Annotated in this window: 16 protein-coding genes; 3 read left to right on the top strand and 13 right to left on the bottom strand. The window is 49.2% G+C overall.

Features of this window, described 5'->3' with window-relative positions:
• Nucleotides 1-10: 10 nt before the first annotated feature.
• The 9 genes from XMG59_RS05095 to pyrE all read right to left on the bottom strand — a co-directional run bounded on the left by XMG59_RS05095 (nucleotide 11) and on the right by pyrE (nucleotide 9,541).
• Nucleotides 11-1,621 carry an amino acid ABC transporter ATP-binding/permease protein gene (locus XMG59_RS05095; RefSeq protein WP_173494617.1) on the bottom strand — a complete coding sequence of 537 codons (1,611 nt, stop codon included), beginning with the start codon at nucleotides 1,619-1,621 and terminating at the stop codon, nucleotides 11-13.
• Nucleotides 1,618-3,303: a thiol reductant ABC exporter subunit CydD gene (gene cydD / locus XMG59_RS05090; protein WP_173495337.1), complete on the bottom strand. Its 1,686-nt coding sequence runs from the start codon at nucleotides 3,301-3,303 to the stop codon at nucleotides 1,618-1,620. Before cydD ends, XMG59_RS05095 begins: the two co-directional genes overlap by 4 nt.
• Nucleotides 3,304-3,376: 73 nt before the next feature.
• Nucleotides 3,377-3,481, bottom strand: a complete 105-nt coding sequence (gene cydX / locus XMG59_RS05085) for a cytochrome bd-I oxidase subunit CydX (protein WP_173481938.1) — start codon at nucleotides 3,479-3,481, stop codon at nucleotides 3,377-3,379.
• Nucleotides 3,482-3,493: 12 nt separating this feature from the next.
• Complete coding sequence (gene cydB / locus XMG59_RS05080) at nucleotides 3,494-4,630, bottom strand: cytochrome d ubiquinol oxidase subunit II (protein ID WP_173481939.1); 1,137 nt, start codon at nucleotides 4,628-4,630, stop codon at nucleotides 3,494-3,496.
• A 2-nt stretch (nucleotides 4,631-4,632) separates the two neighbouring features.
• The gene (locus XMG59_RS05075; RefSeq protein ID WP_173481940.1) at nucleotides 4,633-6,201 is read right to left on the bottom strand and encodes a cytochrome ubiquinol oxidase subunit I; all 1,569 of its coding nucleotides are present in this window, start codon (nucleotides 6,199-6,201) and stop codon (nucleotides 4,633-4,635) included.
• A 145-nt stretch (nucleotides 6,202-6,346) separates the two neighbouring features.
• Nucleotides 6,347-7,429, bottom strand: a complete 1,083-nt coding sequence (gene modC / locus XMG59_RS05070) for a molybdenum ABC transporter ATP-binding protein (RefSeq protein WP_173481941.1) — start codon at nucleotides 7,427-7,429, stop codon at nucleotides 6,347-6,349.
• The gene (modB, locus tag XMG59_RS05065; RefSeq protein ID WP_173481942.1) at nucleotides 7,426-8,118 is read right to left on the bottom strand and encodes a molybdate ABC transporter permease subunit; all 693 of its coding nucleotides are present in this window, start codon (nucleotides 8,116-8,118) and stop codon (nucleotides 7,426-7,428) included. The genes modC and modB overlap by 4 nt, the downstream gene beginning before the upstream one ends.
• A complete protein-coding gene (modA, locus tag XMG59_RS05060; protein WP_173481943.1) occupies nucleotides 8,111-8,890 on the bottom strand; it encodes a molybdate ABC transporter substrate-binding protein in 780 nt (259 codons plus the stop codon). The genes modB and modA overlap by 8 nt, the downstream gene beginning before the upstream one ends.
• A gap of 3 nt (nucleotides 8,891-8,893) precedes the next feature.
• The gene (gene pyrE / locus XMG59_RS05055) at nucleotides 8,894-9,541 is read right to left on the bottom strand and encodes an orotate phosphoribosyltransferase (RefSeq protein ID WP_173481944.1); all 648 of its coding nucleotides are present in this window, start codon (nucleotides 9,539-9,541) and stop codon (nucleotides 8,894-8,896) included.
• Nucleotides 9,542-9,708: 167 nt separating this feature from the next.
• Between pyrE and XMG59_RS05050 the strand changes: the two genes are divergently transcribed.
• The gene (locus XMG59_RS05050; RefSeq protein WP_173484124.1) at nucleotides 9,709-10,482 is read left to right on the top strand and encodes an exodeoxyribonuclease III; all 774 of its coding nucleotides are present in this window, start codon (nucleotides 9,709-9,711) and stop codon (nucleotides 10,480-10,482) included.
• 46 nt (nucleotides 10,483-10,528) lie between these two features.
• Here XMG59_RS05050 and XMG59_RS05045 read toward each other — a convergent pair whose 3' ends face one another.
• Genes XMG59_RS05045 through rph form a run of 3 tightly spaced genes read right to left on the bottom strand, consistent with a single transcriptional unit; the run spans nucleotide 10,529 to nucleotide 12,524 of the window.
• On the bottom strand, nucleotides 10,529-11,137 hold the full coding sequence (locus XMG59_RS05045; RefSeq protein WP_173481946.1) for a hypothetical protein: 609 nt from the start codon (nucleotides 11,135-11,137) through the stop codon (nucleotides 10,529-10,531).
• Nucleotides 11,138-11,140: 3 nt separating this feature from the next.
• A complete protein-coding gene (locus tag XMG59_RS05040) occupies nucleotides 11,141-11,725 on the bottom strand; it encodes a HupE/UreJ family protein (RefSeq protein WP_173481947.1) in 585 nt (194 codons plus the stop codon).
• A 31-nt stretch (nucleotides 11,726-11,756) separates the two neighbouring features.
• Nucleotides 11,757-12,524, bottom strand: a complete 768-nt coding sequence (gene rph, locus XMG59_RS05035; RefSeq protein ID WP_305792080.1) for a ribonuclease PH — start codon at nucleotides 12,522-12,524, stop codon at nucleotides 11,757-11,759.
• 85 nt (nucleotides 12,525-12,609) lie between these two features.
• Between rph and XMG59_RS05030 the strand changes: the two genes are divergently transcribed.
• Nucleotides 12,610-13,461 carry a YicC/YloC family endoribonuclease gene (locus XMG59_RS05030; protein WP_254443079.1) on the top strand — a complete coding sequence of 284 codons (852 nt, stop codon included), beginning with the start codon at nucleotides 12,610-12,612 and terminating at the stop codon, nucleotides 13,459-13,461.
• 54 nt (nucleotides 13,462-13,515) lie between these two features.
• Nucleotides 13,516-13,911 carry a DUF3429 domain-containing protein gene (locus XMG59_RS05025; RefSeq protein WP_173481664.1) on the top strand — a complete coding sequence of 132 codons (396 nt, stop codon included), beginning with the start codon at nucleotides 13,516-13,518 and terminating at the stop codon, nucleotides 13,909-13,911.
• Between the two features lie 4 nt (nucleotides 13,912-13,915).
• Here the strand turns inward: XMG59_RS05025 and XMG59_RS05020 are convergent, their stop codons facing one another.
• Nucleotides 13,916-14,383 (bottom strand): MaoC family dehydratase, encoded by a 468-nt coding sequence (locus tag XMG59_RS05020; RefSeq protein WP_173482597.1) that lies wholly within the window; start codon nucleotides 14,381-14,383, stop codon nucleotides 13,916-13,918.
• Nucleotides 14,384-14,437 lie beyond the last annotated feature (54 nt).

Here is a 14,437-nt window from a genome sequence, read left to right as displayed (position 1 = left end):
CAATGTCTCTCTACAGCTGGTGTAAGGCGTCCTGCGAAGCTCGTTGCTCAAGATCATGTGACACCAGAATAACCAGCTTATGTTGCCAAAGATCTCGTAGCGAATTGACGATGGTGGATTGAAGCTCAGCATCCATTCCAGCGAAGGGCTCATCTAACAGCAGGATGTCAGCCTGTTTCAGAAGCAGACGCGCCAAACCAATGCGTTTTAACTCACCGCCAGATGGCTCCCATTCACCAGGACCAATCCAAGTGTCGAGTTGCTTGGGTAGTGATTCGACCCATTCGCCTAGCTCTACTGTTTGCAGTGCACTGATAATCTCTTCGTCGCTTCGTTGGCCAGTGAAGTCTAGGTTGTGACGCAGTGTAGAGCGAACAATCTGTACTCGTTGAGGTAGATAAGCGATTTGAGATAAGGCGGTACCTTCAACGATCAGGCTGCCCTGCTGTAGCTCAAGTTCGCCAGCAATTAATCGAAGTAGTGTGGTTTTACCGCGGCCACTCTGTCCGGCAATCCAGTTTAAACCTAGCTGATTAAACTCAACAGATCGCGCTTCGAAGACGCTCTGTGCACTCCCCTCATAAGCGTATGAGAGCTCTTTGATTGAGATACCAAAATAGGGCTTTTCTATGCATATAGTGCGTTTTTCTTCGAAGTTTTGCTGATTTTTACTACTTTTGCCTAAGCGACTTAAAGCGCGTTGGCCTAACAGAAGGTGCGAGATGGCTCCATTTGCAGCGGCAAAGACCTCAATGGTTCCGAGAGATAACAGCAGCAACATAAAGATTAATGCGCCGGCCAGTTCACCCGTGAGATAGGCCTGCAGAGCCATGAGCAGTGTTAAGCCGACCAAAGATAAATTAATCAATTGCGATAGAAGGTTGATGAGTTGCTGGCGCTTTAGGGCTTGGAGTTCGAATAGATCCGACTGTCGGCTCTGCTGGCGCAACCTATTGCCCTCATGTTCAAGCTGCTGCGACAGGGTGAGCAGGCGCAAGCTTGAGAAGATACCGCTGGCGCGTGACCAGAGTGCATTTCGACTCAGATGCAGCTCAGACTCGGGCTCCAGAACCGCTTTAGCATAGAGCCAAGGAATTCCGATCAAAGCTAATAGGATTAATGGCAGGCTTGCTATCGCAAGATCGGGTAGAAACAGAGCCGTAACCAGAATAAACCCAAGCGCTGAAAAGAGAGCGGTAATGGCAGGCACGAGCGAATGCAGATGGATCCCCTCAATGTTTTGAATATCCTGCAGCATCTGACTCGCACTGTCGTGTCGATTCATCCGTGCACTGATGTTTTGGCTGTTGGCCAGTCGAGAGAAAATATCTCGTCTTAGTGTCGATATGAGCCTAAAGGTTGCTTCGTGGTTGGCCAATCGCTCTCCGTAGCGACCAGCCGTACGCGCAATGGAGAGGCCACGAACAATGGCACCGGGAGTAAAAAAGTTAAATGCATGAGCGGCGGCTGCCGTAACGCCCGCTATGGCTGCAGCACTGATAAACCAACCAGAGACTGCCAATAGAGCAATACCGGCAAAGGCTGTCACAATGGAAAGGGTTAAGCCGAGTAGAAAGACGCCTCGCTCTGCTAGCAGTAGAGACCAGTAGTGTCGTTTCATGCCTCTACCTCCGCCTTAGTTAAAGTAAGCTGTTGGGTGAAGGTAAACTGATTGGTACGATGGCTGGCCATGATGATCATGCCACCCTGTTCAACATACTGTTGTAACGCACTCATAAACAACTCGGCTGTATCGACATCTAAGTTCGCTATAGGTTCATCAAGAAGCAGTAGTTTAGGTCGATGCAGAAGCGCTCGCGCAATCGAAAGACGTTGTGTCTGACCTCCCGATAGAAAGTGTCCAGAGTCGGTTATGAAGTAGTCCAAACCCTGTGGAAGTTGCTTAACGACGGTTTCTAATTGAGCCGATCGTAGGGCAGCCCAAATGTCATCATCAGAGTAACTCTTACCTAAGCAGAGGTTCTCCCTTAACGAACCATAGATCAGTTCTGGGTGCTGGGTTATGTATCCAATGGTCTGCTGCCAGTGAGGGTTGTTGTAGGGTTCGATTGTTATTTCGTCAGCAGATACGGCCCCAGATAGTGGGGGACGAAGCCCTGCTAGGGTATCGAGTAAGCTCGTTTTTCCTGTGCCTGAAGGTGCTTCAATCAGAAGTGATTCACCGGCTTTAAGCTCCACAGAGACTGGTTTATGAATGGCTTGATCACTACCTGATACTAAGCCTTCGATTTTTATCGATGCTTTAAAAGAGCCTGCTTGTGAAGCTTCACTACCTACACTTGACGGTTCAGCGGCCTGTTTGAGTTGCTCAATTTGCTCGGCGACAGCCCGTGCGTTCGATTTTGCGTGGTATAGCGCGCCCATCTTACGCAGAGGTAAGTAGTATTCGGGCGCTAGCATCAATAGAAAGGCACCCTCAGCAAAACTGATGTCGGTTCCCCAAGCACCGAGAGAGTATTTATCTAAAAAGAAGAGTCCTAAATAGACTGCGACCAGTGCCACGCTGATTGCAGCAAAAAACTCCAACAGCGTACCGGACAGAAACGCCAAACGCAGAACTTTCATCGTGCTAATACGGAACTGATCCGACTGATGGTGCAACGCCTCGGTCTCTTTACCGACGGCTCTCTCTTGCTGAAGCAGATCAACGTTGCGAAGGCGATCTTCAAGTAGATGGCCCAACCGATTGAGCTGCTCTAAGTTGTTGCGTGACGCTTCCCCCGCTTTATTACCGACAATGATCATAAAGATCGGAATCAAAGGCGTGGTCAGCAACAAAATCAGCGGCACTAACCAGTTCACAAAGCTAGCGGCAATTAGAATCAAAACGGGAGTCCATACAGCCATCTGCTTTTGAATCTTAAACTCTGCGTAATACTCTTTGAGCTTGTCGACTTCACTGGTCAGCAGGTTGGCCAGTTGTGCCGGCTTGAAAGCAGGGAAGAGCGAAATCCCAGTTTTAAAACTGAGGCTAAGAATCTGCTCTCGCAAGCGATCGCGGATGGTGACTGAGTTGCGCAGATTGATAGTCGATTGCCAGAGTGATGCAGCCGCTTTAACGGCAAGAATGAGGAAGGCCGCAGCGACCAAAAGAAGCGGGCTGTGATCTAAGCTGCCCTGAGTTAATACCTGATCGATCAACAGAGCGACCCAGTAGGCGAATCCAATAGTACAAAGCGTTTGAATCACGCCCAATAGCAGCGACAGGCGCATGGAACCCTTCAGATCAAACTGGTGCTGATCGAGGATTGCGGTCGGGTTGGATTTTCGTTGTCTGGCCAACTTAACACTCACTAAGGTTTACAAAAAAAGGGGCTCGAAAGCCCCTTGATTACGTACAGCTAGAGCGTACAGATTAATCGTCTGCGCGCTGCTCCTCTTCAGCATCCAACCACATCGCGTTGATGATGCCGAAGCTGCAGGCTAGGAGTACGCCAAGGATCCAAGCAAAATACCACATCTTCTTAATCTCCTAGTAGTTTGAAACGCTGTTTTGTTCGATGAACTCAGGTTCAATTCGACGCCACATTTTGTAGTAGCCCCAGAAGGTGTAACCCAAAATGATCGGTACAAAGAACAGAGCCACCCAGAACATGATCTCAAGTGTCAGTTCACTCGACGTCGCATCCCACAGCGTTAGAGCGCTGGCTAGATCAGTCGATGAAGGCATCACGAATGGGAATAGGGTGAAACCGGTCATAAGAATGATCGCTGCGATCGCCAGTGAGCTCAACGTAAAGGCAAAACCACTTTTACCCGCTTTAGCCATTAAGCTTGTTAGCAGAGGGAGTGCCACAGATGCCGCTACCAATGTCCAAAGGATTGGGTAATCGGTGTAGTTACCGAACCAGTTGTCAGTGGTCGTTACGGTTTTGCTCAACGGGTTAGAAGGAGCATCACCCACGACAGTAGAGCTGATTTCGTAACCAGGAATACCGTAGTACAACCATGCACCCGCAACCGCTAAGAGTACCGTTAGAACCGGACCTAGCAGAGTTGCCATAGTTTGAGCGCGGCCTTGAACCTCACCGCCGGCACGCATCTGCAACCAAGTTGCACCCTGCAGAGCAAGCATTACCACGCTGGCTAGGCCACAGACAATGGCGAATGGGTTCAACAGAGCCCAGAAAGAACCGGTGTAGATTGGGCGGGTAAACTCGTCAAAGTAGAAGGGCACGCCTAAGAATAGGTTGCCGAATGCCACACCAAAGACCAGTGATGGAACAAACGAGCCCACTGCCAGTGCATAGTCCCAGTTGCGACGCCAAGCGACAGAGTCCTTCTTAGAGCGGTACTCAAATCCGACAGGACGGAAGAATAGTGCGAACAGTACCAGTAGCATGGCCCAGTAGAAGCCAGAGAATGCTGTTGCGTAAACCAGTGGCCAAGCGGCAAAGATGGCACCACCGGCAGTGATTAACCACACCTGGTTACCGTCCCAGTGAGGCCCGATGGTATTGATGATGACGCGGCGCTCAGTGTCCGTTTTACCCAATACAGGGATCATCATAGCAGTACCCAAATCCATGCCGTCTGCAATGGCAAAACCAATCAGCAGTACACCAACCAGCAGCCACCAAACAAGTCGAAGCGTTTCGTAATCAAACATCATTAAGCTCCTTGAGTCGCTGTGTTCTGTTCAAAGTGGTAACGGCCAGTCTGCAAGGCGCTTGGGCCTTTGCGGATGTATTTCACCATCAGGTAGATCTCGATGACCAAGAACAGAGTGTAGAGTCCAATAAAGCCCGCCAAGCTCATCCACAGATCCGTCTCAGTTAGGTGAGAGGTTGCGACATAGGTCGGAAGAATTTCACCGATCGCCCAAGGTTGACGGCCAAATTCAGCAACGAACCAACCCATCTCACTGGCAATCCAAGGAAGCGGTAGAGAGAGCAGTGCGAACCACTGCAACCAACGTGTCTGGTAAGCCTTACGCTTAGCGGTGTAGTAGAAGGCTAGGACAAATAGAAGCAGCATCGTAAAGCCTGCACCGACCATGACACGGAAGGTCCAGAACATCGGAGCCACCTGTGGAATGGTGTCCCGAGCCGCCAGTTTGATCTGCTCTTCGGTCGCGTCAACAACCGCCTGCGTGTAACGCTTCAACAGCAGACCGTAGCCCAGATCAACGCTGACTTTAGAGAACGCAGCACGATTTTCAGGAGTGTCTTCACCGTTACGCAGTTTCTCTAGAAGGCCATAAGCGACAATGCCGTTGCGAATGCGATCTTCAGCATGAGCCACTAGATCTTTAATACCGGTAACCTCCTCATCCAAGGAGCGGGTTGCAATTAGACCCAAGGCGCCCGGAATTTTCAGAGCGTAGTCAGTTGTCATGGTCTCTTCATTGGGAAGGCCGACAACGGTAAAGGCTGCAGGTGCTGGGTGTGTATCCCACTCCGCCTCGATCGCTGCCAATTTAACCTTCTGCACTTCGCCCACTTCGTAGCCAGATTCGTCACCTAACACGATGACAGAGATCGCAGAGGCTAAACCGAAGGCTGAAGCGATCGCGAATGAACGACGTGCAAATGGAATGTCACGGTTACGCAGCATGAAGTAGCTGCTGACGGCTAGAACGAAGATAGCGCCCGTTACATAACCTGCAGAGACAGTGTGAACAAACTTAACCTGCGCCACTGGGTTTAGCAGGACTTCCGCGAAGCTGTCCATCTCCATGCGCATGGTTTCAAAGTTGAAGTAGGCCCCAACAGGGTTCTGCATCCAACCGTTGGCGATCAAAATCCACAACGCAGAGAAGTTAGAGCCCAGTGCGACCAACCAGGTCACAGCAAGGTGCTGTACCTTGCTCAGGCGATCCCAACCGAAGAAGAACAGGCCGATCATAGTGGATTCAAGGAAGAAGGCTACCAGACCTTCAATCGCCAGCGGTGCACCAAAGACGTCGCCCACGTAGTGCGAGTAGTAGGCCCAGTTGGTTCCAAATTGGAACTCCATGGTCAAACCGGTGGTCACACCTAGCGCGAAGTTAATACCGAACAACTTACCCCAGAATTTGGTCATATCGCGGTAGATCTGCTTGCCGGTCATGACATAGACAGATTCCATGATGGCCAGCAGGAAGGATAGACCGAGGGTCAGTGGTACAAATAGAAAGTGATACATCGCGGTAATAGCAAACTGCCAACGCGATAGTTCCACAACCGATTCTGAAATCATCGGGGATGCCTCCAGTAGACAAATTAAGCACAAAAATTATGTGCACTGCACAAAGTTTCAGAATTGTAATCGGTTATATAGTCAAAAGTAATTGATATATATCTAAAGTCTTAACGATAAATGCTCACGACTAGTTGAGAAAATCTCAACCTTGGCAGCGGTTAGAGGGGCAGATGTTGACCGATTTTATGATCAGAACGCAGGGATCGCCGATCTTGAGGTTTAGATTGTTAAGGGAGCGTTTGGTGATGTGTGTTGAGACGATATCTGTTGCAATGCACACGTTAATAAGTACATCACTCGATGAAGTCGTTTCAATGGATTCAACCCTTCCGGAAACCTGATTCAAGGCAGAGATGCCTGCCACTTTTGCGGTCGATAGGATTAGATCGTTCGCGACCAGTTCAAGGCAGACCGCTGAACCTATGGGTGCATCAAGGGTCGGCACATAGAGTGTTTCGCTGGCCACTTGAAGCTCGGACAGTCCATCGGGGTGTTGTGCCACTAACTGGGTTGTCAGTGTCGACTTGATCGCACGATTGGCGGTTCGCGCGACCTTGCTGTTGGCCATCACCTCTCGCGCAGGCCCTTGAGTCACAATGCGGCCCTGCTCCAGTGCGATGACATGGTCAGCCAGCTCTAATACCTCTTCGGGTGAGTGGGTTACGTAGAGCATAGGAATACCCAATTCCCGGTTTAATTTTTTGAAGTAGGGGAGTAGCTCCGCTTTTCGGGCGCCATCGAGTGCTGCAAGGGGTTCATCGGCCAGAATAAGATCTGGTGCGCTTAATAACGCACGACCAATCGCAACACGCTGTTTTTCACCACCAGAGAGTGAATTTGGCGTTCGCCTAAGTAGGGGTTTTATACCTAAAAGTTCGACGATCTGGTAAAAATCGACGCTTTTGTCGACCTTATTGAAGCGTTTCGCGTAATTTAGATTCTGCTCTACTGTCAGATGTGGAAAGAGTCGGCTCTCTTGAAAAATGTAGCCAATGTTGCGTTGATAGGGCTTTAAGCTCGTGTTTGAAGCGCTATCAAATAACACCCGATCGGACAGAGTGACGCGGCCTTGGCTGTTGCTTTGCAAGCCGGCTATCGCATTGATTGTGGTGGTTTTCCCTGAACCTGACTCGCCAAATAGAACCGTGATGCCACTGGGGGCTTCAAAGGCTATATCAAGCGAGAAGTTTGGCATCGACTGCTGCAAAGTGACTGACAGTGTCATGACTGCAACCTCCGGCTCATACGACGTGACAGCCATTCAGAGGCAAGAAGTGCACTCATCGCAATGATAATAGAGATGATCACCAGTTTGGTCGCAGAGCTTTCACCACCGGGTACCTGAAGAAACGCATAGATAGCCGAAGGGAGTGTCTGAGTCTGACCTGGAATATTCGATACAAAGGTGATGGTGGCTCCAAACTCACCCATCGCTTTGGCAAAGCCCAGAACGGAGCCGGCGATCACACCAGGAAGCATTAAAGGTAGGGTGATGGTGATAAACACCCAGCGCCTTGAGGCACCCAGGGTTGCGGCCGCTTCCTCTAATTTAGGATCAATGGCTTCAATGGAGAGACGAATAGCGCGAACCAGTAATGGAAAAGCCATGATGGCTGCTGCTAATGCGGCACCGCTCCAGCGGAAAGCAAACTCAATTCCCCACTCAGCAAGGAATGATCCGACAGGCGTGCGTTTTCCGAAGGTCATTAACAGCAGATAACCCGTTACAACGGGCGGTAAGATCAAGGGTAGATGGACAATTCCGTTGAGAAGCTGTTTCCCTGCAAACTCCTTTTTCGCCAGAAGATAGGCAACGCCAATGGCCACAGGCAGGCTAAGCAGTGTTGCCCAAAAAGCTACCTTAATTGATAGGAGAACTGCCGCCCACTCGTTGGGGCCTAGCCAATCAGTCACGTTGTTGCGAATCCATTAAAAAGCCGTTGCGCTCTAGTATCGCCCTAGACTGCTCTGAGCGCAAAAACTCTAAAAATGCCGCGGTTGATTTATCACTCTCTGTAACAGCCGCAACCGGATATAGAATTCTGTCATGGGACTCTGTAGGGAAGGTGGCAGCTATTGAGACCTTGGGTTCAGCCACCGCATCCGAGTGATAGACGATCCCTAAAGGTGCTTCACCTGAAGCAACTAATGCAAGTGCAGACCGCACATTGTCTGATTGAGCGACTTGCTGCTTAAGGGGGTCCCAAAGATCAAAATAAGTAAGTGCTTGCTTACCGTAAATGCCAGCAGGTACAGATTCCACAAGACCCATGGCCAGGTATTCATTGTCCAGCCAATCGAGCAGTTCTTGCGACCTGGTGAGGGTGAGTTTTGCGTCTGGAGTATGACTTATCAGTACCAACTGATTACTGGCAAGGTTGAAGCGAGTCGGTTCATTAATTAGCGCCCTATCAGATAGGTAATCCATCCAGGCAGTGTTGGCAGAGATGAAAATATCGGCTGGTGCGCCCATCTCTATTTGACGTGCTAAGGTGGCAGACCCCGCATAAGAGACAACAATCGAGTCTGAATGGTCTGCCTCGTAATGTTCTGTGATCTCATCGATCGCATTTTTTAAGCTCGCTGCTGCAAACACAGTAAGTGTGTTTGCAACGGCTTGTGAGGATGCAAAAGCAGCCAGACTCAGCGTGAGTATTGATCTAAGTAGGACTGCTTTAAACTGCATAAGTTATGCGCTGATTCCGTATTCGTCACGGTAGGCTCGAATGGCCGTTAACTCAGCATCACGACCACCTTGCTCTTCAAGGTACTCAACGAGATCATCTAAGGAAATGATGCTAGCAACTTGCATGTTGTAGTCACGCTCAACTTCCTGAATGGCGGAAAGCTCACCTGTACCGCGTTCCATACGGTTCAGTGCGATCACCGTGGCGGCTGGTGTTGCACCATTTTCGTCGATCAGCGTCATCACCTCACGGATAGCGGTACCCGCGGTAATGACATCGTCGATGATCAGAACACGGCCAGCGAGTGGTGCGCCCACTAGGTTGCCACCTTCACCGTGATCCTTAACCTCTTTGCGGTTAAAAACATAAGGAACGTCTTTACCGAAATCATTTGCCAGTGCAACGACGGTCGTTGTTGCAAGGGGAATGCCTTTGTAAGCAGGCCCAAGCATGACGTCGTAATCGATCTTCGCGTCTTCAATTGCCGCTGCATAGAAACGACCCAGTTTTGCTATGGCATCACCGGTATTGAAAAGGCCTGCGTTAAAAAAGTAAGGGCTAGTTCTACCCGATTTTAGGGTGAACTCACCAAATTTAAGAACGCCTTTTTCGATTGCGAATTCGATGAACTCACGCTGGTAGCTTTGCATAATAGTGAAATCCTTAGAACTGGGTTTAATCCGCGTAGGATACCTGAACAGAGTTCAACTCCCAAACCAACTTCTTTCAGCTTTAAAAAATTCCGTTTTTATGAATCTATCGCTACAATTGCAATCTTTAGTCTAACAACAATAGTTATACGGAGCGCTTCGAACTCATGCGCGTAATTACTTTTAATACTCAAGGCATTGTTCAAGCCGCTGATCGGGGCTTTTTCGATTGGATGGTTAAGCAGGATGCGGATGTTGTCTGCTTGCAAAACATTCGTGCACGTGAGTATCAATTAGATGATTCTCGCTACCACCCTGAGGGTTACGAAGCCTACTTCTTTGAAGCCTTTGATGATGACTACAGCGGTGTAGCGATCTACACCCGCCATCTACCTAAAGCGATTATGACCGGCTTAGGTTTTGAACAGTGCGATTTCCAAGGCCGTTATATTCAGGCTGACTTCGAACGATTCAGCGTCGGTTCTTTTAATGTGCCATCGGGTCTCAAAGGACCAGACGCTCAAGCAGAGAAAGAGAAGTTCATTGAGCAATTTGAAAGTCACTTTGAGAAGACTCTTCGCAAGCGTCGTCAATTCATCTTCGCCGGTAGCATGAAAATTGCGCACAAACCGGTCGACTTGAGTAACTGGTATGCCAATCAGACCGTATCTGGATTCCTTCCAGAAGAGCGTGAGTTCATGGAGGAGCTATTCGGTGAAATGGGCTACGTCGACACAATGCGTGAGTGTACAAAAGCGGATCGCGAATACACTTGGTGGCCAGACTACAACCGTGCCCGTGAGCTAAATGAAGGTGCGCGCTTGGATTACCAGATTACGACTCAAGGTCTGCGTAAAACCATTCAGCACTGCAGTATCTACAAAGGTCAGCAGTTCTCTGAGCATGCACCCTACATCGTGGATTACGATCTCGATTTTTAATTGAGAATTGGATTTTAGAAACCCTCTTTACGAGGGTATTTTATTGTTAGTGCGAGAAGAAAGCTAACATCATGATCTGAATCGCTGCGAGCCAAGAGCAGGCTACCCTGACGGCAATTCGTGAAAAGGTTGCGGGCAGCTTTTCCAGTAGTAACTCACCGGTTGCGGCGCCAAGCATCACTGGCAATATCGCCCCAAGTGTCACACCGACATAGATGGAGACGCTTAACTCCATCCAGACATGCCCCTCCAAAGAGACCATCTGGACAAGCAGGCCAGTAAACAGTGCAAGGATCAGTGTTAGCGGTTTGAACTGCTGGTTCAAGCTAGCACCCAGGGTTGCAGTGATAGCGCCGACAACCGTAGCCCCCATCATCACCCAGGTGGTTACTGAAGGCGCCAGTAAAAAGCCCAAGACTAACCCCACAACAAAGAGGGGAAGGGCTTGAACCACACCGCGATTCTTCCACAGTGCAATCATTAGGCCTAAAGAGAGGGTGGCAAATAGAGTGACTTGATCAAAGATCACCACGCTGGCCCCTTCAACAAAACTAGCAAATTGATCGGTGCCAGCCCCAAAACTATGCGCTACTGCCAGGTTAGGCAGTAACACTGAGGTCAAAAGAAGCAGTATTGAGCGTGATGGATAGACCATAGGTTAAAGCACACCAAATAGGTAGCCAGCACCGACTAATGCAATGATCGCCCCACCTAGACGAACCAAACTCGCACCAAAATCGAGTTTGGTTAGGAAGCCGAACGCGATACCGATAAGGTGCAGTAGACCAGTCGCAATTACAAATCCAACGGCATAACCGTAAGCGTTAAACTCTGTTGGGAACTCTGTGCCGTGAGCGTGACCATGGAAGATCGCAAAGATGCCCACGATCACAGCGGCTATCCATAGCGGTGCCTTAACAGCAAAGACAATCAGCAGACCAAGAACCACACCCGAAAGCGCAATACCCGTCTCCACTGCAGGAAGCGGCATACCGGCAATGCCTAAAGCACCGCCAATTGCCATGACCAGTGGGAAAACGACCGGAAGTATCCAGATGGCGGGTGCGCCTAAAAAAGCACCCCAAAGGCCGACTGCAACCATTGCAACGACATGATCCCAACCCATGATGGGGTGCCAGAAGCCAGATGCAAAACCTGTGTTGATACCTTCACCAGTATGGGCAAACGCCATGCTGCTGAAAATCATCAAAGATAGAGCTGTAGCGAGTTGTTTGATAGTCATTCTTAGTTCCAGGAAATTAAATTTTAGTTGCTTACGCCAGTGAGGCTTTTTGGATTGCTGTGAGCTCTTCAATGCCTTTCTTAGCTAAGGTTAGCATCTGATTCAGTTCATCTTGAGTGTAAGGAGCACCTTCTGCTGTGCCTTGGACTTCAACAAAACCGCCGGTTTCAGTCATGACGACGTTCATATCAGTTTCGGCTGTTGAATCTTCTGCATAATCCAAATCCAATACCGCTTGGCCTTTATAGATGCCCACCGAAATAGCTGCGACTTGGTTTTTAATCGGGTTGCCTTTTAGTGCGCCGTTTTTGTCTTTTTTCAGTTCGTTGATCGCATCAATCAGCGCAATGTACGAACCGGTAATTGAGGCGGTACGAGTACCACCATCTGCTTGCAGAACATCACAGTCGATGGTGATGGTGTTCTCGCCTAGCTTATCTAGATCAATCGCAGCACGCAGTGAACGGCCGATCAGGCGCTGAATCTCAAGCGTGCGTCCTGACTGCTTACCGCGCGATGCCTCACGATCGGTGCGGCTATTGGTTGCACGAGGCAGCATGCCATACTCAGCGGTTACCCAACCTGAGCCTGATCCGCGCAACCAGCGAGGTACACCTCGAGTAACTGACGCATTACAAAGGACTTTTGTATTGCCAAACTCGATCAAAACCGAACCTTCTGCATGCATTGTAAAATTACGAGTGACTTTAACGTCGCGCATTTGGTCTGGTTGACGCCCACTTGGGCGCATTGCATCTAAACCTAGGTTTTTCAATTGATCAGAGAGTGGAGAGCTCATGTAGGTACCTTAAAAGTGCCGGCATCGGCTGTTATAGTGACAATCAATCTATGGTAATCGAGTTTGACAGTATATGACACAGAGTATGACTGCTTTTGCCCGTTCAGAAGCTGAATTTTCATGGGGTACCTTGGTTTGGGAAATTCGTTCGGTTAATCAGCGTTTCTTAGAGCCTCATTTCAAACTTCCAGACTTTATGCGTCAGCACGAGATAGCCATTCGCGACAAGCTGCGCAAACGCCTGGCCCGCGGCAAAGTTGAATGTTCGCTTCGGTTCCATGAATCGGTGGGTCAGCAGAGTGTTCAAGTGGATCAAGTGCGGTTGCAGCAGATTAATGAAGCGCTACAGCAGATTAAACTCAGTGGTGCTTCAGAGGGAAGGGTTGATCCTTTGGCTCTGCTTCAATTCCCGGGCGTGATGAACAGCACTTCAGCTGATCCTGGTGAGGTAGGTCAGGCCGCGCTAGCGCTATTTGATGACGCATTGGCTCAACTTATTGAGGGCCGTCATCGCGAAGGGATTGAGTTGGCGGGTTTGATAGAGGATAGGTTGCAGTCAATTGCGGCGATCGTCGGCAAAATAAGATCAAAAATGCCGCAAATTATCGAAAATCAAAAAGCGAATCTAGTCGAAAGAGTGTCGCAATTAGGAGTCGACCTTGATGCCGAACGTCTTGAGCAAGAGGTAGTGCTGTTGGCACAACGTGCCGACGTTGCAGAAGAGCTGGACCGTCTAGATACCCATGTGACTGAAGTAAGACGCATCTTAATAGAGAAGGGGCCAATTGGTCGTAAGCTGGATTTTCTAATGCAAGAGTTGAACCGTGAAGCTAACACACTGGGCTCCAAATCCGTTGTCGTCGCAACGACTCAAAGCGCGGTAGAGCTTAAGGTTTTGATTGAACAGATGCGCGAGCAGATACAGAATATCGAATAAGATCCTGAATACCGACAGCTGCGTAACTCATAGAAACAGTTAAGAGTATTTCGCGTGATTAAGTTAGCACACCGTCTGGGTTATGCCGGGTTGATCCCTTTCGTCGGATTGGCTTTTCAGTTTGAAGATGCAGCGTCTGTCTCGGCTTTTATGAGTTATTCCGCTGTGATCCTCTCGTTTTTAGGAGGGATTCACTGGGGAGTTGCTATGCGGGATAGCAACTTTGCTTCTGATGCTCGTTTGGCCATTTGCATGCTCCCTTCACTTTTAGCCTGGTTGGCACTTTTACTCCCCCTCTATTTAGGTTTGTGGGTTGGGTTAATTGCCTTTTTGGTTTGGTGGGCCTGGGATCATACTCAGATTGAAGATGGCGATTATCGGAGATTGAGAACTCATCTAACGGTGGTCGTTTCGCTATGCCACATCTGGTTGATTGCTCATTTAAATTAGTTGACTATTTTGGAGCGAAAATTCCGCCTTTCACTCCCGCGCTGGTGCGAAATACCAATAGCGAGCTATCAAATGTTTGGCGTGTTTCCCCATGCTGATTGATGGTTTTAGCATGAATCTTCACCACACCACGGTCGGGTTTCGACTTAGACGGTATCACCTCTAATATCTCGGTCTCTACGTGAAGCACATCGCCAGGACGAGTGGGTGTTAACCAGCGTAGGCTAACGCCGCCGCCAATAACGCCAGAGGCAATCGGAAGTGATTTTGCGATCAGGCGCATTGTAATTGAGCCTACCTGCCAACCACTCGCTGCAAGGCTTTCAAAGAAGGAGTCCTGGGCTGATTCATTAGATAAATGGAAAGGTTGAGGGTCGTAGTGTTCTGCAAAGGCTACGATATTCTCATTGGTTATCTCATAGCTTTCACTCTCAAATCGATCTCCAGCCTTCAGGTCTTCCAAGTAAAGCATCGGTACATCCTAGTCCTACTAGATAAAAAAGGCCGACACAACAGTCAGCCCTTG

The sequence above is a fragment of the Marinobacterium sp. xm-g-59 genome, from assembly GCF_013283315.1.
Taxonomy (GTDB): Bacteria; Pseudomonadota; Gammaproteobacteria; order Pseudomonadales; family Balneatricaceae; genus Marinobacterium_E.
The sequence above is the reverse complement of the archived record's forward strand: the minus strand, read 5'-3'. Positions and strand labels throughout refer to the sequence as shown.